This is a genomic window from Calothrix sp. NIES-3974, from assembly GCF_002368395.1.
Lineage (GTDB): Bacteria > Cyanobacteriota > Cyanobacteriia > Cyanobacteriales > Nostocaceae > NIES-3974.
Window position 1 is genome coordinate 179,229 of record NZ_AP018254.1, and the last position, 22,413, is coordinate 201,641.

12 protein-coding genes and 1 pseudogene are annotated in these 22,413 nt (G+C 43.1%); 8 read left to right on the forward strand and 5 right to left on the reverse strand.

Features of this window, described 5'->3' with window-relative positions; translation table 11 throughout:
* Positions 1-94: 94 nt before the first annotated feature.
* From CDC37_RS00675 to CDC37_RS00685, 3 genes and pseudogenes are all read left to right on the forward strand, one after another.
* Positions 95-682 (forward strand): Uma2 family endonuclease, encoded by a 588-nt coding sequence (locus CDC37_RS00675; protein WP_096620024.1) that lies wholly within the window; start codon positions 95-97, stop codon positions 680-682.
* Positions 683-977: 295 nt separating this feature from the next.
* Entirely contained in the window at positions 978-1,865 is an 888-nt protein-coding gene (gene hslO / locus CDC37_RS00680) for an Hsp33 family molecular chaperone HslO (protein ID WP_096620025.1), read from the forward strand.
* 199 nt (positions 1,866-2,064) lie between these two features.
* Positions 2,065-4,113 (forward strand): annotated as a pseudogene (locus CDC37_RS00685) (chromosome segregation ATPase).
* Between the two features lie 567 nt (positions 4,114-4,680).
* Here the strand turns inward: CDC37_RS00685 and CDC37_RS00690 are convergent.
* On the reverse strand, positions 4,681-5,697 hold the full coding sequence (locus CDC37_RS00690; protein WP_096620026.1) for a ribose-phosphate pyrophosphokinase: 1,017 nt from the start codon (positions 5,695-5,697) through the stop codon (positions 4,681-4,683).
* 944 nt (positions 5,698-6,641) lie between these two features.
* Between CDC37_RS00690 and CDC37_RS00695 the strand changes: the two genes are divergently transcribed.
* A complete protein-coding gene (locus tag CDC37_RS00695) occupies positions 6,642-8,420 on the forward strand; it encodes a serine/threonine-protein kinase (RefSeq protein ID WP_096620027.1) in 1,779 nt (592 codons plus the stop codon).
* Positions 8,421-8,473: 53 nt separating this feature from the next.
* On the opposite strand, the gene CDC37_RS00700 is transcribed toward CDC37_RS00695, so the two are convergent.
* The 4 genes from CDC37_RS00700 to CDC37_RS00715 form a co-directional block, all read right to left on the reverse strand.
* On the reverse strand, positions 8,474-8,809 hold the full coding sequence (locus tag CDC37_RS00700; protein WP_096620028.1) for a XisI protein: 336 nt from the start codon (positions 8,807-8,809) through the stop codon (positions 8,474-8,476).
* A complete protein-coding gene (locus tag CDC37_RS00705; RefSeq protein WP_096620029.1) occupies positions 8,797-9,213 on the reverse strand; it encodes a XisH family protein in 417 nt (138 codons plus the stop codon). The genes CDC37_RS00700 and CDC37_RS00705 overlap by 13 nt, the downstream gene beginning before the upstream one ends.
* 55 nt (positions 9,214-9,268) lie before the next feature.
* Entirely contained in the window at positions 9,269-10,600 is a 1,332-nt protein-coding gene (locus CDC37_RS00710) for a hypothetical protein (protein ID WP_096620030.1), read from the reverse strand.
* Positions 10,601-10,942: 342 nt separating this feature from the next.
* Positions 10,943-12,130 (reverse strand): diaminopimelate decarboxylase family protein, encoded by a 1,188-nt coding sequence (locus tag CDC37_RS00715; protein ID WP_096620031.1) that lies wholly within the window; start codon positions 12,128-12,130, stop codon positions 10,943-10,945.
* A gap of 1,069 nt (positions 12,131-13,199) precedes the next feature.
* On the opposite strand from CDC37_RS00715, the gene CDC37_RS00720 reads away from it, so the two are divergent.
* The 4 genes from CDC37_RS00720 (at position 13,200) to CDC37_RS00735 (ending at position 22,329) form a co-directional block, all read left to right on the forward strand.
* Positions 13,200-15,731 carry a DUF7925 domain-containing protein gene (locus CDC37_RS00720; RefSeq protein ID WP_096620032.1) on the forward strand — a complete coding sequence of 844 codons (2,532 nt, stop codon included), beginning with the start codon at positions 13,200-13,202 and terminating at the stop codon, positions 15,729-15,731.
* 91 nt (positions 15,732-15,822) lie between these two features.
* Positions 15,823-16,389: a DUF11 domain-containing protein gene (locus tag CDC37_RS00725; RefSeq protein ID WP_096620033.1), complete on the forward strand. Its 567-nt coding sequence runs from the start codon at positions 15,823-15,825 to the stop codon at positions 16,387-16,389.
* A gap of 361 nt (positions 16,390-16,750) precedes the next feature.
* On the forward strand, positions 16,751-18,319 hold the full coding sequence (locus tag CDC37_RS00730; RefSeq protein WP_096620034.1) for a DUF11 domain-containing protein: 1,569 nt from the start codon (positions 16,751-16,753) through the stop codon (positions 18,317-18,319).
* Entirely contained in the window at positions 18,316-22,329 is a 4,014-nt protein-coding gene (locus CDC37_RS00735) for a TonB-dependent receptor (protein WP_231943175.1), read from the forward strand. Before CDC37_RS00730 ends, CDC37_RS00735 begins: the two co-directional genes overlap by 4 nt.
* Positions 22,330-22,413: the final 84 nt, after the last annotated feature.

Genomic DNA, 22,413 nt, shown 5'->3' on the forward strand with positions numbered 1-22,413 from the left:
TGACAAAATAACGAGTTATCCCTACAATGACAAAACAACAGGTCGTCTCTACTATAAAATGTAGAAAAAGCCAGGCATATCTAGTGTAACGACAATGCTGAGTCAAGTCACAACACGACGCTTTACCCCAGAGGAATACCATCGTTTAATTGAGCTGGGTTTTTTCCCGGAAAATGAGCGTGTTGAACTGATTAGGGGGGAGTTAATACCGATGGTAGCGAAAGGAACAGCACATACAACTTGTTGTCGCAACCTATTGCGAGAGCTCAGTCGATTAGTTTTCGGTAAAGCTGAACTACAATGTCAAGACCCAATTCAACTACCTTTCGGTAGCGAACCTGAACCAGATTTTGCGATTGTTCGTTCTCCTGGGGATAATTATTTATCAGCACATCCGACACCAAAAGATATTTTTTTAGTGATTGAAATTGCTGATTCTTCGTTAAATTATGACCGCGATGTCAAGATACCTTTATATGCGGAAGCAGAAATTAATCACTATTGGATATTTAATTTGATTTTGAATCAGCTAGAAGTTTATACTGAACCTTTCCAAGATGAGCAAAATAACTTTGGCTATCGTTCCAAACGTATTTTTCTCCCTAATCAGTCAGTGGAGTTACCTTTAGAATCCTCACCAGTATTGGAGTTGAAATCGATTTTTCCCCGGAAATTAGCTTAGAGGATGTTTTAAAAGTCGATTCTAATACTTGAATTATCGTTTTTGGGAATAAGAAGGGATGCGATATGTCGCTTCTGTACTCTCGAAGCAAAAATCAGCTTTATAACCCCATGTCCAGAGTCAGGACGATAGACAAAATAGTGATAATTAATACTTTCCCAACAACCTCTTAGGGGTGACAAAAAAGTTAAATTCCCTCTACTGTATCCTGTCCCCCAAATCTCGCCTTTTCCTATAAATAAAGATTTTAATTTACAATATATAAGGAAATTGTAACAAAATGTAAGGTTGATTCATGGCGGATCAGTTAATTCGCGCAACTGCGGTAGACGGTGGGATTCGTGTGGTGGGAGCAATTACCACTAGGTTGACGGAAGAAGCACGACAGCGCCATCAAATGTCCTATGTAGCCACTGCGGCTTTAGGTCGAACAATGACGGCTGGTTTGTTAATGGCTTCCAGCATGAAGCGAACTGGTTCAAGGATTAATCTACGTATTCGCGGAGATGGCCCATTAGGAGGTATTTTAGTCGATGCTGGGCTTGATGGGACAGTACGAGGTTATGTTGGCAACCCCCAGGTGGAATTACCTCCCAATGCCAAAGGTAAGTTAGATGTGGGAGGTGCGGTTGGTAATGGGTTTTTATATGTTGTCCGTGATATTGGTTACGGCTACCCCTATTCTAGTACTGTGGAGCTAGTATCGGGGGAAATAGGCGATGATATTGCCCATTATTTAGTGACTTCCGAGCAAACTCCTTCGGCTTTGATGGTGGGGGTATTTGTGGATAAAACCGGTGTGACAGCTGCGGGTGGTTTATTGGTTCAGGTTTTACCAAAGGCTGCACGGGATGAGTCTCTCATTCAACTGTTAGAATCGCGTATTGCTTCCCTGTCAGGGTTTACCTCCCTACTACGAGCAGGCAAAACTTTAAACGATATTTTCCAGGATTTACTGGCTGATCTGGGATTATTTATTTTCCCAGAAACCCAAATTTTGCGTTTTTACTGCGGTTGTTCCTTTGACCGGGTGTTAGGAGCATTAAAATTGCTGGGTACGGATGAACTTCAAGATATGATTGTCAAAGATAACGGTGCAGAAGCTACCTGCGAGTTTTGTGGCGAGGTTTACAACGCTAGTCGCGAACATTTGACACAGTTAATTGAGGAATTACAAACATGATTTTCCAGAAAAACAGCAATGTATAAATTGGCACTGTAAATTCCGGGTATTTCATGGTATTTAACGATATAATAGGGGAGTGAACTAGATTTTTGCGGATAAAAGGGTGTAGGATGGCAAATCTAAGGGTGTGAGTTCAGAATAGAGATTCAAAACAGAAAATTATTAGCGATAATCTTTGATAATTTTGGTGTGAGAGATGACAGAGCGGGATATTCCAGAAAATTGGTCGTCAGGTAAGGAGTTACGTTCAGATCAGCAGTTTAGGTTATCCCGACAGCGACAACCGATCGATCAAGATGGGATAAAATCCCGAAGTATGACTTCAAAATCAAAATCTGTGAAGCAGCAAAACAAACCGATTTCCGAAGACTTGACTATTGACCAGTCATCTTCTTCCGAGCATGTTGCCGATGCGGGTAGTTGGAAATTACCAGGCTGGACAAAAAGTTGGGTATTGTGGACTGGGTTACTAGCATTCGTACCGGGAACAGTTGCCTTTTTAGCGATGGCGATGCTGTTGAAATTACCTAGCGCTCCCAATTGTCCGTCAGTGTTTTGGCCGTTAGCTAGTGCTGCGGTGCGGTTGCACTGTGCGGAATTAGCTGCATCCAAGCAGAATGTGGATAGTTTATTACAAGCGATCGCTCTAGTTAAGGATTTACCGGAAAATCATCCATTACGCAGCCAAATAGATGGTTATGTCGAGGAATGGTCAAAGAGGGTTTTGGAGATTGCCGATGGCACATTCCAAGCAGGAAAATTAGAAGAAGCGATCGCCATTGCCAAACGAATTCCCAGTGATGTTTCTGCCTATAAGTTGGTGGAAGATAAAATTGCTAATTGGCAGTCAATTTGGGCAAAGGGTGAGGAGATATTCAAAGAAGCCGAAGACCACATGCGGGAACAACGTTGGCATCAAGCCTTCATGACCGCAGCTAGGTTACAACGGATCAATAATAGCTTCTGGGAAACGACGAAATACGAAGAGTTAACTAAGTTAATTACCCTAGCTCGAGAAGACGGCGAAAAACTGGCTCAAGCCAGAGGATTGGCAAGAAATGGTTCTGTAGATGATTTACTCAAAGCCATCAAATTAGCTGAATCCATCACCAGCAGTAGCTATGTGTATCCTAAAGCCCAGGAAGCCATTCCCGAATTCGGGCGTAGAATGTTAGATATAGCACAACGGCGACTGGATAGTCGGGATGCGGATGAGGCGATTAGTATTGCCCAACAGATACCCCCAACTGCTAAATGACAAGCAGAAACGGAAGATTTTATTGCCATTGCCGAAGCCCAAAGGAACGCCTGGTTAGGAACAATTTCCGGATTAGAAGCCGCGATCGCCCAAGCTCAAAGCATCGACCCTTCCCGTCCGGTGTATCAAAAAGCTCAAGAACTAGCTTCTCGATGGCAGATAGAAATCGGTGATGTCACCAGGTTAGATCGGGCACGAATGTTGGCCAGTCAGGGTACAATTAGTGACCTAGGTGCGGCGATCGCCGAAGCCCAATTAATCCCCAGCAGTAATCCCCGGGGACGGGAAGCTCGACAAGAAATCAATCGCTGGTCTGCCCAGATTCAAACCATCGAAGACCGTCCCTTCCTCGACCGAGCCGAACAGTTAGCCCTCGCCGAAGATATTAACTCCCTGCAACAAGCGATCGCGGAAGCTAGTCAAATTAGACGCGGAAGAGCATTGTATCCAGAAGCACGCAAAAAAATCTCCGCCTGGACAGCCACCATTCAACGTATCCAAGACCAACCAATCCTGGAGCGCGCTCGTTCCCTAGCAGCAAACGGCAACCTGGGAGCCGCCATCGAGACAATCCGACCAATTAGTCAGGGACGCTCCCTATCCAGGGAAGCTCGCAACGATATTGATACCTGGCAAGAGGAACTCACGGCACAGCAAAACTGGAAAAACGCCAGAGATACAGCCCTCAGAGGTACACCAGAAGCCCTCGCTGAGGCAATTCGTATCGCCCAACGCATCCCCCGACGCAACTTCCTCCGTAACGAGGCAAATCCAGCAATAGATCAGTGGAGTCAGCAAATTCTCGATATTGCCCGTGGACAATCCCAATCAAGTATTACCCGTGCAATCGAAACAGCCCGTTTAATTCCCCGGGGAACCTCCGCTCACGGTTTAGCTAGACAGCAAATCCGCGAATGGGAAAATTTCCTCAATCCCCCCCAACCTCAACCCACCGAAGAGCCGATAGTACCTCCCAGACCATTTTAAACGGCGGCTACTACCTAGCTTGAAAATAGGGAGTCGGGAGTTGGGAGTAGTACTCCATGAAATTAATTTGATGGGTTAGGAAAGGTTCGTAGTAGCGCTCTAGCGCCTTATATTAACGCTTTTTCGACGCTAAAGCCACAATGACCAACCCATCAGAACTAATGCATAGACCACTAGCTATTGTCGCCCTTGGTTGTGTCCAAACAACACGGGGGACTGATACCATTTCACTCAAATTTTGATACATTTTCTCCCCCTGCACCCTTTGCCTAAATGTATCAACTTCAAAGTAAAATGGTATGACTTGATACAGAGGGAGTGGAGAGTAACCGACACAAGCACTTATGCGCAATAAAAATTTTACTATATTTTCACCAAGCCCTACTTATTATTGCTGTATTGCTGACACCATAACCAATCAAATTGGTTTTTCCTACCACTCCCTACTCCCTACTCCCTTCCAACTCAGGAAATGGGAATCAGCCATTTAATGAAAAAAAAGTTAACAGTTAGCCGTTAACTGTTAACTGTTGCAACATTGTTGCCTAAACAACAACAAAATAGCCACTAACGGAACATACTACTAACAGAACTATCCTCGTGGATGCGCCAAATCGTTTCCCCTAACAAGTTAGCCACTGAAAGAACAACTAATTGGGGGAAGCGATCGCTCTCCCGAACGGGAATTGTATTGGTGACGATTACCTCCTCAAACACCCCACTGGATAACCTCTCTATCGCAGGGGGAGAAAACACTGCGTGGGTAGCACAGGCATAAACCTGTCGCGCACCCTCTTCCCGCAGCATTTTCGCACCTTCGGTAATCGTTCCACCAGTGTCAATCATGTCGTCCACCAGCACCGCCGTTTTCCCCTTCACATCACCAATCACATTCATGACTTCGGCGACGTTATGGGCTTGACGACGTTTATCAATAATTGCCAAGGGAGCCTCATTTAGCTTTTTTGCGAATGCCCGGGCGCGTGCCACGCCACCAGTATCCGGAGATACAACGACGATATCCGAAAGGTCTTTGCTCTTGAGATAATCAAGAATGACTGGAGACCCATATACATGGTCAAGGGGGATGTCAAAATAACCTTGAATTTGGGCCGAGTGCAAATCCATTGCCAGAATGCGACTGGCTCCCGCTTGAGTAATCAAGTTAGCAACCAACTTGGCTGTGATTGATTCACGTCCTGCGGTTTTACGATCCGCACGTGCGTAGCCATAGTAAGGTATGACTGCGGTAACTTGCCGTGCTGACGCGCGACGGCACGCGTCAATCATAATCAGCAGTTCCATCAAATTATCGTTAACAGGATGACAACTTGGCTGGATGAGGTATACATCACAACCCCGGATCGATTCCTGAATCTGGATATATAATTCCCCGTCCGCAAAACGTTTGCGGATCATCGGTCCCAAATCCATTCCCAAATACCGGGCAACTTCTTGAGACAGGGGTAAATTCGCAGAGCCAGAAAATAGCCGTAAGCGATTATTTTCCGTCACTCCTGTGATGGGAGGTTGCAATTTGAAAGTTGCAGAACTGAGCACAGTAGACCCTCGATGTGCATTCATGGCAATCTTATCATTAGAAATAAGGCTTTCTCGTGGTGAAATAATCTGAAAAATTACGTCACAGTTTTTTTCAACTCTTTGTAAAAGCTGACAAAATCACTTTGCGAAAAGCAAAAATCCGCACTTTCCAGAACTATTAGCCAAACACCACCGTTTGACAGCTTAACAGACATTTTGTCATGTTCTCAGAATTATTTATCAGACCATCGCCTCTAGGTTCGCTAAAATAATTTAGTCTCCGATTGAATCGGTGATATTTTTGCCTTTGAAGTCGAAATATCGGTAGATTTTCATTGTCCCCTATCTAATTTATAACCAACTACGAATTATTCCTATGAATTTTATGTAGATTTTGAATTTTATGTATAAGTAAAAATACCTACAAAAGTAATTTGTTATTTGAAAATAAAGGGAGTAGGGAGTGGGGAATCGGTTTGGAAATAAGCCTTGTTTACTAGAAAGAGTAGCCATCATATACTGCTTACACCAACAACAGATGAAACCTGGATTTCTCACAAGTAAGTTGTAAGCCTTGAGTAACGGACTGATTTTCCTACTAATCCCTACTCCCTGCTCACTTTCAACTCAATAATCTAACGGTATACAGGAAATCGGGAAAATAATTGGCAATACAGATAAACTAGATAAAACTTGTGGTTCTTGATTAAAAATTTTCCATAGGTTTTTGAGGCGAAAACAATTTAGGGGTGCTTATGCCATAATCCTCTATGGGGTAGATTGACTAATTGTTCTTTGGTGGTACGAAGCAAATGTATGAGTGGAACCAATCCATGAGACCCATAGTGACTTCTGGCTAAAATAATCAAAAATCCTCAACCCAATTTCTGAGGTTGATCCACAGGGTCAATCCAAAATCCAAAATTGTCTGACAAACCGCACTGCGGAACTTATCAACGACGAAATGTAAACTTAACCGATTCATCATGCAAGCACCCATTTCTGTTGGTCATATATTACAAAATCGTTATAAAATCCTTCGTATTCTTGGTCAGGGAGGATTTGGACGCACTTATTTGGCAGAAGATACCCGTCGCTTCAATGAGCTTTGTGCCATTAAGGAATTAATTCCTGTGACGACGGAAACGGGTGCTTGGGATAAGGCTAGGGAATTATTCCAACGGGAAGCGGCAATTTTATACCAGATTCAGCATCCCCAAGTTCCCCAGTTTCGAGAACGGTTTGAGGAGGATCAGCGTTTATTTTTGGTACAAGATTATGTTCCTGGTCAAACCTATCGGACGTTACTGGAAGAGCGGAAATTGCAGGGAAAAACTTTTACTGAGATGGAAGTAATACAAATAATGCGGTTGTTGCTTCCAATTTTAGAGCATATTCACGGTCTTGGTATCATCCATCGAGATATATCTCCAGAAAATATTATTTTGAGGGAACGGGATAATTTACCTGTATTGATCGATTTTGGTGTGGTCAAAGAATTAGCGACGAAATTACAAGCTCCCACCCAATCCGTGAATGCGACTGCTGTTGGTAAACTCGGATACGCCCCCAGCGAGCAGATGCAAACTGGACGGGCATACGCAAGTAGTGATTTATACTCTTTGGCGGTGACAGCAATAGTGTTGTTGACGGGGAAGGAACCCCAGGAGTTGTATGATGAAACCCAGGTTGCTTGGAATTGGCAGCGTTACGCGAGTGTGAATCCCCGTTTTGCCCAGATTTTGAATCGGATGTTAAGTTATATTCCCAGCGATCGCTATCAAACAGCTGCCGAGGTAATTCAGGCATTGGCAGGGCTGAGTCAAGCTACACCCGCATTTCCCGTATCTCCCCCATCGCCAACGGTTCCAGCAAATATCTCAAATTTACAAACCCTTGCAGTTGGTGCCCGTCCTGACCCCACACCATCCTCAACCCCAGATCCAAGTTCTCCCCAACGTCCGCATCCTGTTATACCTAATCCTAGTGATAAATCCATTTTAGATAATCCCTTGGCGGTGGGAGCGATTGGGGCGGCAGTAGTAATTTTAGCTGGGTTTGGCTCTTGGGCGATAGTTAGTTCTATCCGTAATAATGCCCGGTTTCCCCAAGAAAATATACCAACTTCCCCTCAAACCTTTCCCTCTCCGGTCATTAGCGAACCACAAACACCTACACCCACACCAACTGTATTGGAGCCAATTACTAGTAGTAAGCGTTTAAGATTCGATAGTTCGGGAATAGCTCGCGAACAAGGGACAATTCGCGCTAACGAGACAATTGAATTTACCTTTCAGGGGACAGAGGGGGAAAGATTAACAGCTACCCTGGATCAAGTTGGTACAGTTGCCTTTACGGTACTAACACCAAGGGGAGAGCCAATTGATAGCATTGCCCGCCAAGTTAGCTCCTACCAGGGTATTTTACCATTAACTGGTAGATATACGATTCAAATGTATTTACTCCCAGGGCTTACAGAGGGGACATATAATTTTAGCTTATCTTTGCAAAAACCGATGCAGGATACTCCCACTCCCGTTGAACCCGAACCCACGGAAGCACCCATAGATCAAAATCCTGTAATTCCACCAACGGATGTACCTCCTTCTCGACCAGATGTGAAGCCAAAACTAACCCCAAAACCAACTCCGGATACCCCACCAGACTTTAACAATGGTACGGTTGTCCCGACCGAACCAAATAATAACCAAGCACCAATTGAGGAAGGTACACCAACTCCGAATCAGTATTTTCCCCGTTTTTAGCTCCTTCTTCTCAATCCAAGAAGTAGAGACGTAGATTGCTGCGTCTTTACTTCCTAACCCACAGCAAAATCAGTAAATTGTCTTTTATAAGGAGAATGAAATCCGATAACTATATCTTGCTTGGGAACACCCATCGAAACTAACTCCTCCGCAATATTGATCTCAGTTCCATTCCACTGAATCCAAATTTTTTCGTTTTTGATATCTATATGTATTGAACAACCATAAACACGATGTTTATTTTCCCAGCCTACACTAACAATTTGATAATGATCGCGTGTAGTATCAAATATTTTTTCTACTTCTATATCCCCGTAGGAAGGTTTATAACTGCCATATTTTTCTAAAAGTTGCTGAACGCATTCTCTATATTTTTCTAACTTACCCATCTCACTATCTCCTCAGTTTCAATATCATAAATCACTAGCCTTAATTGAAATTCCTGAATTTGAAGTTGTATAAATGGAAGTCCAAAGAAATCATTATAAGTTTCTAGATCAACAGCTAAATATAGGTTACGTTCTGGCTCTTTTCCACGAAGAGCAGTGCGGTAGTTAAGGAATTGTCCGAGAGCAAGATGAAAATCAGTAATAGCTGATGGATTGAGAAAACTTTTGATTTCAACAGCTATTTTTTCTCCTTGCTTTTCTGCTGCAATTAACTTCTCTGCTCCCAAATCAATCCGCATCTGAACTTGACCAAAATCAATATATAGAGGGTCGTTTGTAATATTCCACCCGTCTTTTTCCAAAGCTAATCTCATAATATCGTGAAATTGATCCTTCGCTGACATAACCTATTGATTTATCGGGGAGTCTTACAATTCTACACTCTAATTCTGTAATGCCTCAACCGAAGCTATCACTTGTATACATGAAACTTCCGGTATCACCAATCAGCATGAGGTTACTATCTTCGCTGTCGATGTTGAAGGTATTACTAGTAATTCCACGCTGGAGAATTTGGATGAGTTGACGGGGGTTGAGGGATTCTAATTCCACATAGTTTCCTGCTTCCAACCATTGTTTCTCTTCGGGAAGGAGATTTTGCTGGACCTCTAGGGGTAGGGTTTTTGCTGCTGCTGCGTAATGAGATGAGGATTGAATGACCATTCCCCGTTTTTTGCTCAGGACTTGACGGGGTGTAATACCAATATCTGTGATGGGTAAGTTAGTATTGGCAAACCAGTCGGGGTCGGTGGTAAGTTGGTGGGGAAGGGTGATTCCGGAAGGGGTGCAATCGTGTAAGGTGTAGATTTTGAGGTCGGGATTGCGTCGCAGCATTTGCATGGTGGTAGCAAAAATATTTTGAGGATATCTATCTATGCTGAGGATGGCACAGTTATGTTCAAAGTGAAAATTATTGGCAATCAGAAATTGAGCGATATCTGCGCGATCGCAAACTATTAATCGGTCGAAGCTATAAGCGGTGACATCGGGGTTAATATTGGCTGGTGCTAGGGTTTGGATTGGGGGTGGGAGGATTTTCGGGTTTGTACCGTTAATCTCTTGCCAACGATTTAACCATGTTTGCAGTTGGGATGGGGTAATAATAAGTTCTTCTGGTAATTCGGTTTGGTTGATTGGTCTGTAGCCAAGATAGATGGATAGCATTCCTAAGCAGACGGCAATCACAAAGAGGGGGAAGGATTTAAATGCAAATAAGCTCAATAATCCGCCAATGATGAGGATAATAAATCCCAGCTTTTTTAAGTTATGAGCGCTTTGTTTGCGCTCTTTTTTGTTTAGTTTGCTGGATTGGGTACCATCATATAATGCGAGTATCCATAAGACATGGTAGATAATTGTCACAATAATTGTCGCAATATAGAAGATATTTGAACGGAAATCTAAACCAACAATATTCAACAATAGAGAAATACTAACAACTAGTGTAATTATCCCAAAAAGTGGATACAAACAACCAAATGTACTATCATAATCAAACTTCAGTTTGAGACGATTATTTAATAAATAAAGTAACTGTTTTTCATTAAAAAATAAGCTGTCATTAACGGAAATATCCGCTAGAACTTTGGCAAAAAATGGGTCTGTCATTTTGCTCGGAGTTCCCACTGCGGTGGGTTCAAAGGCAAAGGGATGATTGCAGCTTTTACATCTACCTTGATTAGCGGTTCTATCCTGGAGATTATTATCGGTTCCACAGTTGATGCATTTCATGGGATTTTAGATAATTAGATTATAGATTTTAGATTACTTAGGGCTAGCTGAAAAATAGTCAGACTTTCATCTTGTAAGGTGCTGAGGCTACTTGGGGTGAAAAAAATTGCAAATACATGGATATATAAAAATTTAAAACCTTGCATTTGTAATTTTTTGACTCCCTCTTCCCTACCCCTACTAAAAGACTTTTACCGCAGACCCTACTTATTATTTGTGAAGCAGCATCGAAGTTTTATTTCTATTCCCTACTCCCTGCTCCCTACTCCCTAAATGTTTTAGGGGTTTGTGAGAAATCCGGGATTAGATAATTAATTGATTGATTCTGTCTCCTGTCTCCTTTTAAACAACTTGATTTGTTAATAGCACACTGTAATCTTCTCGTTGGCGAATTAAACGATGTTGCTGATTTGTGAGTAATACCTCTGCTGGTCGAGGACGGTGTAAAAAGTGGGATGACATGGCATAACCGTAAGCACCGACATCTAAAATTGCGATCGCATCACCAATTTTGAGTTTTGGCAGTTGACAGTTTCTACCCAAATAATCCCGCGAATAGGTGGTGTTCCCACACACATCTGTGGTGTAAAGCGGTGATGAATCCTCTTGCTGACAGACACGAATCTCCCTGTAACCTCCATGTACGGAAGGAACTGACAGATTGGCAACGGTTGTATCAACCCCCAAAATCTGTTTATCGCCCTGCCATTTCACAGACACGACTTTTGTAAATAAATATGCACATCCTGCGATCGCAGCTCGTCCTGGCTCGATAATTAAATTTACTGGGTATGTTAAGTTGGCCATTTTTTGACTAATTTGGCTGCCGAAGATTTGCCAATCAAAGCCAACCCCATCGTGGTGGTAAGGATAGCCAAATCCACCGCCAAAATCTAAATATTGCCAATCGGGTAACAGTTGGGCTGTGGCAATTACTTTGTCTATGACTTCAGTAAATGCGGTTGTGGCATTTGTCCCGGTTCCTCGATAGAAATGTAAACCCCTGATTTCACAGCCATAGGCTTTTGCAAGGGCTACTGCCTCCTCAAATTCCCTGGGATGGACACCAATCCGACTGTCTCCAGTAATTTCTGGTAAATTCAAACGTAAACCTAAATTCCAAGTCCCAGCAGCAGACGGATATCGAGTTTGAATTGTTTGACAACATAACTCTAACTGGTTCAAACTATCCAGATTCAGAGTTTTTACCCCCCAATCTAAAACCTGTTCCATCTCCTGTTGATTTAAATTGCTACCGGAATAAACTATCCCCTCCGGTGCAACACCCGCTTTTAAACCCAGATAAATGTCTCCCGGTGTATTTGCATGTAAACCCCAACCCGCATCTGTAAAGATTTTCAACAAATTAATATTACCATTGGTGACAGCTGCAAAGTGAAATTGGGTACGGGGATAGGGAATCGCTGTTGTAATGTGACTAATTGTTTTTTGTAAGCGATCGCCGTCATAAACGTATAGGGGAGAACCATAGGTTGACAGTAATTCCCCGATTAAATCTGGAGAAATCATACATGAAACTATAAACCGCAAAGTAGTTAGTATAACGCCACTAATCTACCACCTTCACCTGTGAAATTTTTTGTATACCTCAAAACTAATTTGAAAATGGGAAGTAGAAACGCGACATGTCGCGTCTGTACTGGAATAATTTTTAATACTTCAAACAGCTTAATGCTGGTTAACAGTCAACCATCAACAAATCGAAAGGGGAATATATCAGGGTGCGAAGTATACACATGTAAAGGAGTCAGTTTAACATCTATTTAAAAGTTGTATATATTGTACATGTTGCATACCTATATCTACGTAAACATTTACCACATTGTCAAAATCTGCTGGAATGAAGATGTATAACCAGGTGAAACAACATTAAAGATAGGAAAAAATCAACAATTCAATGCATCTTTTTCCTCAACATCAGTAATGGTTAATTTATCAAGTCTTTAAGTGCTTTTACTGAGGGGGAACAAAATCGTAAATGCTACATTCATTGTAGAACTTTCTAGATGTTTTGATGCTTGTAGAAGGTAAGATAGTGAAGTAAGTGATTCCCTAACCGCAGAGCAAACACAAATACACATTCAAAACTAGAGGGAGTCAGAAAAACCTTAAATCAAATCAGTTCAAAGCCATTTACTGAGATATATGTGTACAGAGACAATTCAAACAAGCTATTGCGGGTTGAAGTCATATATTTACTTGTTGTTAACAGTTAACTGTTGACAATCCGTAATTATTGACGCAATGATTTTTAGCTGATGTCAGCAATTTTGTCCCGAAATTTTATATGTACACATAGTATCAAGCTTTGCAGATAATTCAATAATGAATCAGGTTGCAGATACCCTATCAGTAGAACTTAGGTGTTTGACTGTTAATAATTGACGGTCAATAGGATTTTTTGTTTCCACAATTCTAACTCGCAATTATAGAGTACTCGAACAATTGCGAAGTTCAAGGACTGTGAAAGCTTGATGTAAAAATTCACTGATGTCCCCATCAGGAGTAAAAAAAAAAGAAAAATCTTACGTCGCAACGCAAGATTGATTACAAAGAAAACTAAAAATTAAACACAAATATGTCATACTCACGTAAATCTGTCAAATTTTTCCCAGAACTATATCGCTCATTGGTAGCAACTGTATTGATTACAAGTGGTATTATCCAATTTGTTGCACCGGTAATTGCGGAAGGAACCCGTGCTGGTGAATCCATTAGTAACACCGCAACTGCAACCTACGAAGACCCCCTTGACCCGAATACAAAAATCAATGCGACATCGAATACAGTTGTTGTCACCGTTGCAGAGGTTGCTGGTATTACCGTCACCGGAAGCGGTACAACTTTCAGAGAAGATTTAAATAATAACGGTCAAGCTAACGTTGGTGATACTATCTACTACAACTACACCGTAACTAACGTTGGTAACGACCCGACTCGAATCCGGATTCCGGAAGCAGTGAGGGTGACAGGTCCAGGTCAAGCAGGAAAACCTGAATATAGTTTGGATGGGGGTGCTACCTGGACTCAGATTCCTGGAAGTGAATATATTTCTGGTTCTATTCCCGTCAACGGTTCTATTTTAGTCCGTGTACCGGTTACAGTTGCTGCGGGGGCACGAACTAACGATATTATTAACGTAACCTTGGGTGATACTCCAGGGGATGCACAAAACCAACTGCGTGACCCCAATGGTGGTGACGTGTATACGGTGGATAACCCGGATGGTACTCCTGGTGAAGTCAATGGAGCACCTGTGAATGGAGTTCGGGAAGCAAGTGCAACCCAAAGAATTACCGTAGATCAAGCAGTGAAGACCTATGCATTGGCAACGGTTCTCAAGGTGCGTAATAATTATGATAATGCCGGAACACCTGCTATTGAGGATGATAGATTAACCTACGGTTTAAGTTTACGGGTGGAATTGAATGACCCGACGGGTAATGGGATTACCCCTGCTCCCTTAGCGGGAACGACGGTGAGGGGTTTGACGGGGAACCGAATTTTAGTTTCCGATGCGATTCCCCAAGGAACAGAATTAGCAGCAATTCCCACACCTCCTCCTGGTTGGCAGGTAGTATACACAACTGATGCTGTATCTGTAAATGCCAATGCAGCAACTTGGACAACCACACCTCCTGCAAATTTAGCAACTGTCACCCGTGTTGGTTTTGTCAATGACCCGAATGTTGTCACTGCTGTAGCACCTGGTCAGACGGTGAGTGGGTTTAATGTACAGGTGAAGGTGAGAACTGGTCAAACAGCACCTTTAACTGTGAATAATATTGCTCAGTTATTTGGTCAAACTGCGGGTGTACCGACCGTGGATAATAATGGTGATGGAATTCCCGATAATCAGGTTTATGATGAATCTGGTGACCAAAATCCCAGCAATTACGACAGTAATAATCTTCCTCCCGGTGCTGTGGATGCAAATGGTGATGGAATTCCCGATAATACACCAACTGTGACGGATGGGTTTATTGATAATCCGACTGAGTTAAATAATACAGGAATTGATACGGGTAATAATAACACTGGTGTCGGACCTGGTGGTGAAGCAAACTCCTTTGTAATTGACGTTCCCCAGAATAATGCGGTTTTGAATGGACCGGAACGGACTCCTGATGCGATTGGACCGACCAACAACAATGATGACTTTACAAACAAATCTTCCCTAGTTCCTGAAGATAAAAAACCTGGTGATACCCTCGACCCATCTCCAGTTACGTTTACCAATACCGTCAGAAATAGCGGTACTAATCCCAATAATATTTCCTTGATTCCCACACCACCTGCTAACCCCGCAGATTTACCAGCAGGAACAACGGTGACAATCACCTACGGTCAGCAATCCAAGACCTATACTTGGAATGGAACAGCGTTTAATAATCCCACCGATTACATCACCATTCCCAATTTAGCTCCGGGTGCGCAGGTTAATTACGGGGTGGAGGTGAATTTACCACCAGGAACACCACTTTCCACTGACTTAGATACAACCACACCAGATCCAAACGATTTAGTAGGTGGTTTCCCCGTACCCATCACTGCTTTCATTGACGATGGTACCCCTGGTTTCAACAATGAACCGAATAATATTACCATTAACCGGGTATATACAGGTTTCCTACGAATGGTGAAAGAATCCCGTGTCTTACCTGGAAATGGACCTGCGGTACGTGCTGAAGACCGGGAATTTAGCAGTAATCCGAAAATACCTGCACCTGGTAATATTATCGAGTATCGTATTCGTTATACTAATATTTCCGAGGCGGAATCGGGTACAGGTAATAGAATTCTCCGCGCTGACAAGGTAGTAATTACGGAGGATGGAACCCTCAGTACAACACCCGGTGATGGTAAGAATAACTGGGCTAAGGATAATGATGGTAATGGTCAAATTGATACCAGTAACGTAGTTGGTTCTGCGAGGGATTCCGGTACTGCAACGATTCAATTCTACAGTGGAGCTACTGGTGCTAATCTCTCGATTGACCAAACGGGAACAACTGCTGACACAGATGTGAGTAAGTATGTGAATACGGTGACTAATCCGGTTGCTCCTGGTGAACAGCGTCAGTTTGTTTTCCAACGCAAAGTTAATTAGCATTTCAACCCATTTGTAGAGACGTAGCGGTGCTACGTCTCTACGGTAGACCGAAAATTTTGAGGATTTATTTAGTTTTGAGGTTTTAATTATGAAAAAATTGACGATTGCGGTGTTTGCTGGAGCAGCATTATTATTACCATTTTCTGGTGTGATTGCTGGGGTTCCGTTGGGAGGTGGGACGAATGCGATAACTGCGATCGCGCAGAATGTGCAAAAGCAATCAATGCTGAAGTTGGAATTGACTGCGGAGAAACAAGTTTTAACTAAGGATGTTCAAGGTAAAATGAAAACCTCCTGGGAACCTCTTCAAGGTCGAGTGACTGTTCAACCGGGGGATGTGTTGCGATACACGATTACAGGTGCAAATCAAAGCGATCGCGCGGTGAAAAATCTAACGTTTAATCAACCGATTCCCAAGGGGATGGTGTTTGTACTTAAATCTGCTAACGCTAATACGAACGCTAAAATTACCTACAGTATTGATGGGGGACGTAATTTTGTGGAAAATCCGACGGTGAAGGTGAAACTTGCGAACGGGAAGGTGGAGGAAAAACCTGCACCCGCAGAAGTATACACCCATATTCGCTGGAATTTTCCCAATGCGATCGCTGCTAAGAGTAATGTCAAGGGAAGTTATCAGTTAAGGGTTCGGTAGAAGACAAAATACAGCGTTGCTGAATCCAGGTATGAATAAAATGTAGAGACGCGTTAGCGAAGCTCCTCTGAAAGAGGCTATATCGCGTCTCCATCCGGGTTTTACACATCCAACGAATCAATTTCATACATCACATCAGTAACGTCCAGAATACAGGTAGTTGTAGAAGGTGTGGAAAATTTTTTCTGCAATTTGACCCCAGGAATTGAAGGTTTGAAAGTCAGTAGTGAGTGGGGAGTAGAGGAAAAAACACTTTCGTACGTTCTGGTGTATGCAGTTCATGATGGCTACTCACTACTCCCTGACCCCAACAAATAGATTCAAACACTAAATCGGATTTCTATTATATTTACTTTTCTAGATGCTAAATAATGCTAAATGTACGAAAAAAAAAAGGTGTTGGCTAACAACTAGCACGATGGTATTCCTAATGGGAACTTCATTGTCATCGTCTTTTCCAACTCAAGCGCAATTGGTCAATAATCAAAATACTAATCAAAATAATCGCATTCCCATTGTTAACCAAGCTAGCTATCAATATAGTGATGGTACAGGAAGAATTTTTCGTGGATTTTCCCAGGTTTTAAATACAGAACGGGGGTTAATTGACCCCTTGGGGAGAATTTTAGGTTGTGGTGGTGAACTTTTACCGGATTATACAGGTTTTTCCGTTGGTGTATATGAAACTAATCCTAGTGACCCGACAGGGACAGAATTGGGTCGATTAGTGGATTTAACTCGCACAGAATTACCGGATATTCCCAATAATGGTGTTCCTGGAGGAAGATTACCAAACGCGGAAAACCTGAATCCCTATTTCCTCCAAAATAACCCTGCTGACCCCAATTTACGGGGAACCTATAATTTTTTACTTGACCCCAGTAAGGGACAAACTCAACCTGGTAAAACCTATATATTAGTTGTTAATCCACCAGCAAATTCGATTTATCAACAGCGTCGTATCCGCATTAGAATTGGTGAGTCTACGGGGGGAGAAACGGGTATTGGTAATGCTCAAAATCGGATTTTAAGATATGTTGCGACTTCTTTAGATGGTCAACCAATTCGTTTAACGGGGGAAACGGAATTTACGGGGACAGTAGTTGCGGTTGCGGATGCGGAATTACAGGGTTTGGATTTATTAACCTTTGAGTTTGCGACTAATCTGTGTCAACCGAATCAGGTGCAAATTATTAAATCGGGAGATAGAGCAACTGCGGAACCTGGGGATACCGCAATTTATCGTTTATCTTTGCGGAATTTGGTGGAAGTTGGTTTAAATAATGTTTTTGCTATTGATACTTTACCTTTGGGTTTTCGTTTGCAACCAGAAACTGTTCGGGGAGAAATTAACGGTAAAGAAGTAGAAGTTTCAACAGAGGTAAATGGACAAAATGTCATCTTCCGTACTAATGCAATTTTACCACCACGGTCGGTTTTAAATATTGTCTATGGAACGCGAATTACTCCCGATGCAATGCGAGGTAGTGGTGTAAATAGTGCGGTGGTAAATGCGCAACGGGTGGATAATAATTTCCGTACCCAGGATGGTCCAGCGACCCATAAATTACAATTGCGTCCGGGGATGATTTCCGATTGCGGTACTATTATTGGTCGGGTGTTTGTAGATAAGAATTTTGATGGGGAACAGCAGGAAAATGAACCGGGTATCCCGAATGCGGTAATTTATTTAAATAATGGTAATCGTGTCACAACTGACCCGAATGGTTTATTTTCGGTTGCGAATGTTTTACCAGGAAATCATACGGGTGTATTGGATTTAAGTAGTTTACCGGGTTATACCCTTGCTCCTAATCGTCGCTTCAAGGAGCGTAATAGTCAATCCCGTCTTGTTCGTATTGCACCGGGTGGAACTGCGCGGATGAATTTTGCAGTGACTCCTAGCTTCTTGGAGGATGTGAAAAAATGAATTACAGGTCTTCTGATAGATATCTAGATATATATAAGAAATTTCACAGAAATTATCACAAATCTCTATTTTCTAGTTTTGCGCGCAAGCTGATTCTTTCCTATCCAAATTTAATTTTGCTGGGAACGGTTGCGGGTATTTTCAGTAGTATTTTCGCTCCGATTGCAACCTATGGGGAGGAAATCGACGGGGAAACGGGAGAGATTATAGGGGAAATAGGAGACAAAAGACAGGAGAATATTGATGATAGTATAGTGGTGCGATCGCGGGATGAGCAAATTCTGGCGTTCAAGCGTAAATTACGGGAATCTCTGCTGGTTGATCAAGATGGGGTTGAGCAGGAAAAAGAGGTTTTTAAAAACTTTGATGGCTCAATTCCACCTTTCCAACCGAATGCAAGTGTTCAATTGCCAACCTATATAGATAAATTCAAAGATAATTCTTTGATTCTCAGTCAAGAAGTTAATAATCACGAAGTTAATCATCCGGAAAGTAACTTCAAAAAAACTGATAATCAAGACCAGAATAATCAGGAACTTCAACCCCTTAATCATCCCCAGACACCGATTTCCTCCCCAGAAGCAATTAAACCTTTCCAACCAGATTCTGCCATCCAATTACCTGCTGCAATTGAAAAAATTAAACAAAATACCCCTTCCCATCATACAGCTGATTCCCCCCCTAACTCCCCTACCACTACCAAAACTATAAAAATACTCACTCCCAGCGAAAAAGCCGTCATTGATATCCCTGCAACAACCGTAATTCTACAGTTTACAACCGGAAGCGAGATTGAACTACGAGTTAATGGTGAATTAGTAGACCCATCTTTAGTGGGACGGACGGAAGTTGATGGGGATGTGGTGACGCAAACTTGGTATGGTGTCCCCCTCAAGGAAGGAGAAAACCAAATTACTGCGGGAATTAAGGGAGAAAATACCCTTGAAAGCAGTGTGAAAGTGTTTTTACGGGGTTTACCAACGAAAATGTCCCTCTCCACCAGGGAAACAACTATTCCCGCAGATGGTCGCTCTTTGGCAAATATTACTGGACAATTACTGGATGAAAATGGCAATATTTCCCACCGGGATGCAGTTGTTACCATTGCTGCAACTGCGGGGGAATTTGTGGGAAATGACTTGCAACCAGAAGTTCCAGGATTTCAGGTACAAGCAAAAAAAGGGGAATTTACTGCTCAACTCCAATCTAACATAAATGCGCAAACAGTACGCATCCGTGCTACTGCGAGTAATTTAGAAGCCTTTACCCAAGTCCAATTTGCCACTGCACTACGGCCAAGTTTGGTGACAGGGGTAATTGATTTGCGATTAGGAGCGCGAAGTACGGATTATTATGGTAGTCTGCGGGATTTTCTCCGTCCCCGTCCGGAAACTAGTAATCGAGTAGATAGCAGCACCCGTTTTGATGTCCGTTCCTCCCTATTTGCCACCGGTGCTGTGGGAGAATGGTTATTTACAGGAGCTTATAACAGCGATCGCAATTTGAATGAGGATTGTAATTGTGATAATCGCTTGTTCCGCAATTACCAGTTTGATGAGCAAAATTATCCCGTCTATGGTGACAGTTCCCGAATAGATGTGATTACACCATCGATTGATAGTGTGTATGCTCGATTTGAACGCTCCAGTAAAGTCCGGGGTGCATCCCCCGATTATATTATGTGGGGTGATTACAACACCGAAGAATTTGCCCGGCTATCCCAACAGTTTACCTCCTTTACCCGGCAATTACACGGGTTCAAACTCAATTACAACTTGGGTAATCTCCAGTTCACAGGGTTCTATGGTAATAACGTTCAAGGTTTCCAACGGGATGCGATCGCACCGGATGGGACAAGTGGATTTTACTTCCTTTCCCGTCGTCTGGTACAACCGGGAAGTGAAGCGGTGTTTATCGAAACGGAGGAATTAAATCGACCGGGAACGATTATTCAGCGTCAACGTTTAAATATCGGTCAGGATTACCAAATTGATTACGACCGGGGAACTTTACTATTTACAGCACCTCAACAACGTACCGATATCGGAGACAACGGGGAAGTCCTGGTCAGACGAATTATCGTCACCTATCAACAAAAATTAGAAGACTCCGACGGCAATATCTACGGCGGACGTTTACAGTACAATCTGGCTAGGGGAACAAACCAAGATAGTTGGATTGCAGCAAGTTACTTCCAAGAAAATCAAGGAACCCGCGATTTTCAACTTTACGGTGCAGATGCGATGATATCCTTCGGGAATAACAGTCGCTTCATCGCCGAATATGCCCGCTCCCACAACGATTCCGATATCATGGGAACAGTCAAGGGGGAAGCAGTCCGAGTCGAAGCGGATGCACAAATCTTCCCCGGAATCCAAGCACGTGCTTACTACCGCTTTGCCGACACCGGCTTTGCCAATAATACCACCATTAGTTTCGTCCCCGGACAAACCCGCTACGGTGCGCAAGTCACAGGTAAAATTACCAACACCACCAACCTCCGTTTCCAATACGACCACGAAGACAACTTTGGGATTGCACCCCAACCCCTAGACACCTTTGAGGAATTATTCGCACCCCGTAGCCAACCCTTACCGGGAGGTCGCGTTGATAACTCCCTGACCACCATTTCTGCGGGAATCCAACAAAAAATCGGTCAAGGAAACCTCGAATTCGATTGGATACACCGCGATCGCACAGATAAAATCAATAATACCTTTTCCGGTAACTCCAACCAACTGCGATCGCGTTTAAGTCTCCCCCTGAGCAAACGACTAACCTTCCTTGCACAAAACGAATTAACCCTTTCCTCCCAAGTTGATGCAGTCTACTCTGACCGCACAGCTTTCGGTTTAAACTGGTTACTCACACCCGGACTCAACCTTACCCTTGCTCAACAATTTTATACACGCGGTCAATTTTCCGGTCAGTCCATCACCAGTTTAGGAATTAGCGGTGAACACAAACTAGGTCGAGACACCACCATTACCGGACGCTACTCCATATTAGGGGGAAGTAACGAACTTACCACCCAAGGAGCAATCGGAATTAACAACCGTTGGCAAATAGCCCCCGGATTACGCCTCAATTTAGGCTACGAACGGGTTTTTGGCGACTTTTTTGGTAAAACCGCCGCCGGAAACCAATTTGCCCAACCCTTCGCCATCGGACAATCCGCCTACGCCATCGGCTTTAATGGTGGTGATAGCTACAATATTGGCTTGGAATATACGGATAACCCCAACTTTAAAGCCAGCGCTCGCTACGAATACCGCACATCATCCGCCGGTTCCAATACCGTAATCACCGCCGGAGCCGTAGGTAAAATCACACCAGCCATCACCGCACTTTTACGGTATCAACAAGCAGGTGCATCCAACCAGCGATTAACCGGACTCAGCGACACTGCTAACTTAAAATTAGGATTAGCCTACCGCGACCCCCACAACGACAAATTTAACGCCCTATTCCGGTACGAATATCGAAAAAATCCCTCCTCTATCCCCGAAACCCTCCTGGTCGGAAGCGGAACCGGAGTCGAAGACCACACCCTTGCACTAGAGACAATTTACGCACCCAATTGGCGTTGGGAACTCTACGGTAAATACGCACTCCGTAACACCACATCCTACATCGCCAGTGATTTAGCGGGAACCACTAATACCAATTTAGCCCAAGCCAGATTAACCTATCGTCTGGGATACAGTACTGACATTGTTGGTGAAGCGAGATGGATTAATCAAGGAGGTTTCAGTGAAACCGGATTTGTTGTTGAAGCAGGTTATTACCTCACCCCCACCCTGCGTTTAGCAGCAGGTTACGTCTTTGGCAAAGTAGACGACCGCGACTTTTCCGGAACTCGGTCTGCGGGTGGTCCCTACCTGGGATTAACAGTGAAAATCGACGAACTATTCAACGGATTTGGGAGACAAAAAATTGTTCCACCCCAACAACAGGAATCGTTAGTCAACAGGTTGCGACAATTCAACACAAATAGGCGAAATATGTAGAAACGTGATATATCGCGTCTCTACGAAAACACCACGAAAACTATTTACCTTCCCAAATCAAATAGATGTACAGGTATGAATAAT

What these genes read in the sequence shown, in the direction of transcription:
- CDC37_RS00675 (WP_096620024.1), top strand. Translation starts at nt 95, where the DNA reads ATGCTGAGTCAAGTCACAACACGACGCTTTACCCCAGAGGAATACCAT.
- hslO (WP_096620025.1), top strand. Translation starts at nt 978, where the DNA reads ATGGCGGATCAGTTAATTCGCGCAACTGCGGTAGACGGTGGGATTCGT.
- CDC37_RS00690 (WP_096620026.1), bottom strand. Translation starts at nt 5,697, where the DNA reads ATGAATGCACATCGAGGGTCTACTGTGCTCAGTTCTGCAACTTTCAAA.
- CDC37_RS00695 (WP_096620027.1), top strand. Translation starts at nt 6,642, where the DNA reads ATGCAAGCACCCATTTCTGTTGGTCATATATTACAAAATCGTTATAAA.
- CDC37_RS00700 (WP_096620028.1), bottom strand. Translation starts at nt 8,809, where the DNA reads ATGGGTAAGTTAGAAAAATATAGAGAATGCGTTCAGCAACTTTTAGAA.
- CDC37_RS00705 (WP_096620029.1), bottom strand. Translation starts at nt 9,213, where the DNA reads ATGTCAGCGAAGGATCAATTTCACGATATTATGAGATTAGCTTTGGAA.
- CDC37_RS00710 (WP_096620030.1), bottom strand. Translation starts at nt 10,600, where the DNA reads ATGAAATGCATCAACTGTGGAACCGATAATAATCTCCAGGATAGAACC.
- CDC37_RS00715 (WP_096620031.1), bottom strand. Translation starts at nt 12,130, where the DNA reads ATGATTTCTCCAGATTTAATCGGGGAATTACTGTCAACCTATGGTTCT.
- CDC37_RS00720 (WP_096620032.1), top strand. Translation starts at nt 13,200, where the DNA reads ATGTCATACTCACGTAAATCTGTCAAATTTTTCCCAGAACTATATCGC.
- CDC37_RS00725 (WP_096620033.1), top strand. Translation starts at nt 15,823, where the DNA reads ATGAAAAAATTGACGATTGCGGTGTTTGCTGGAGCAGCATTATTATTA.
- CDC37_RS00730 (WP_096620034.1), top strand. Translation starts at nt 16,751, where the DNA reads ATGCTAAATAATGCTAAATGTACGAAAAAAAAAAGGTGTTGGCTAACA.
- CDC37_RS00735 (WP_231943175.1), top strand. Translation starts at nt 18,316, where the DNA reads ATGAATTACAGGTCTTCTGATAGATATCTAGATATATATAAGAAATTT.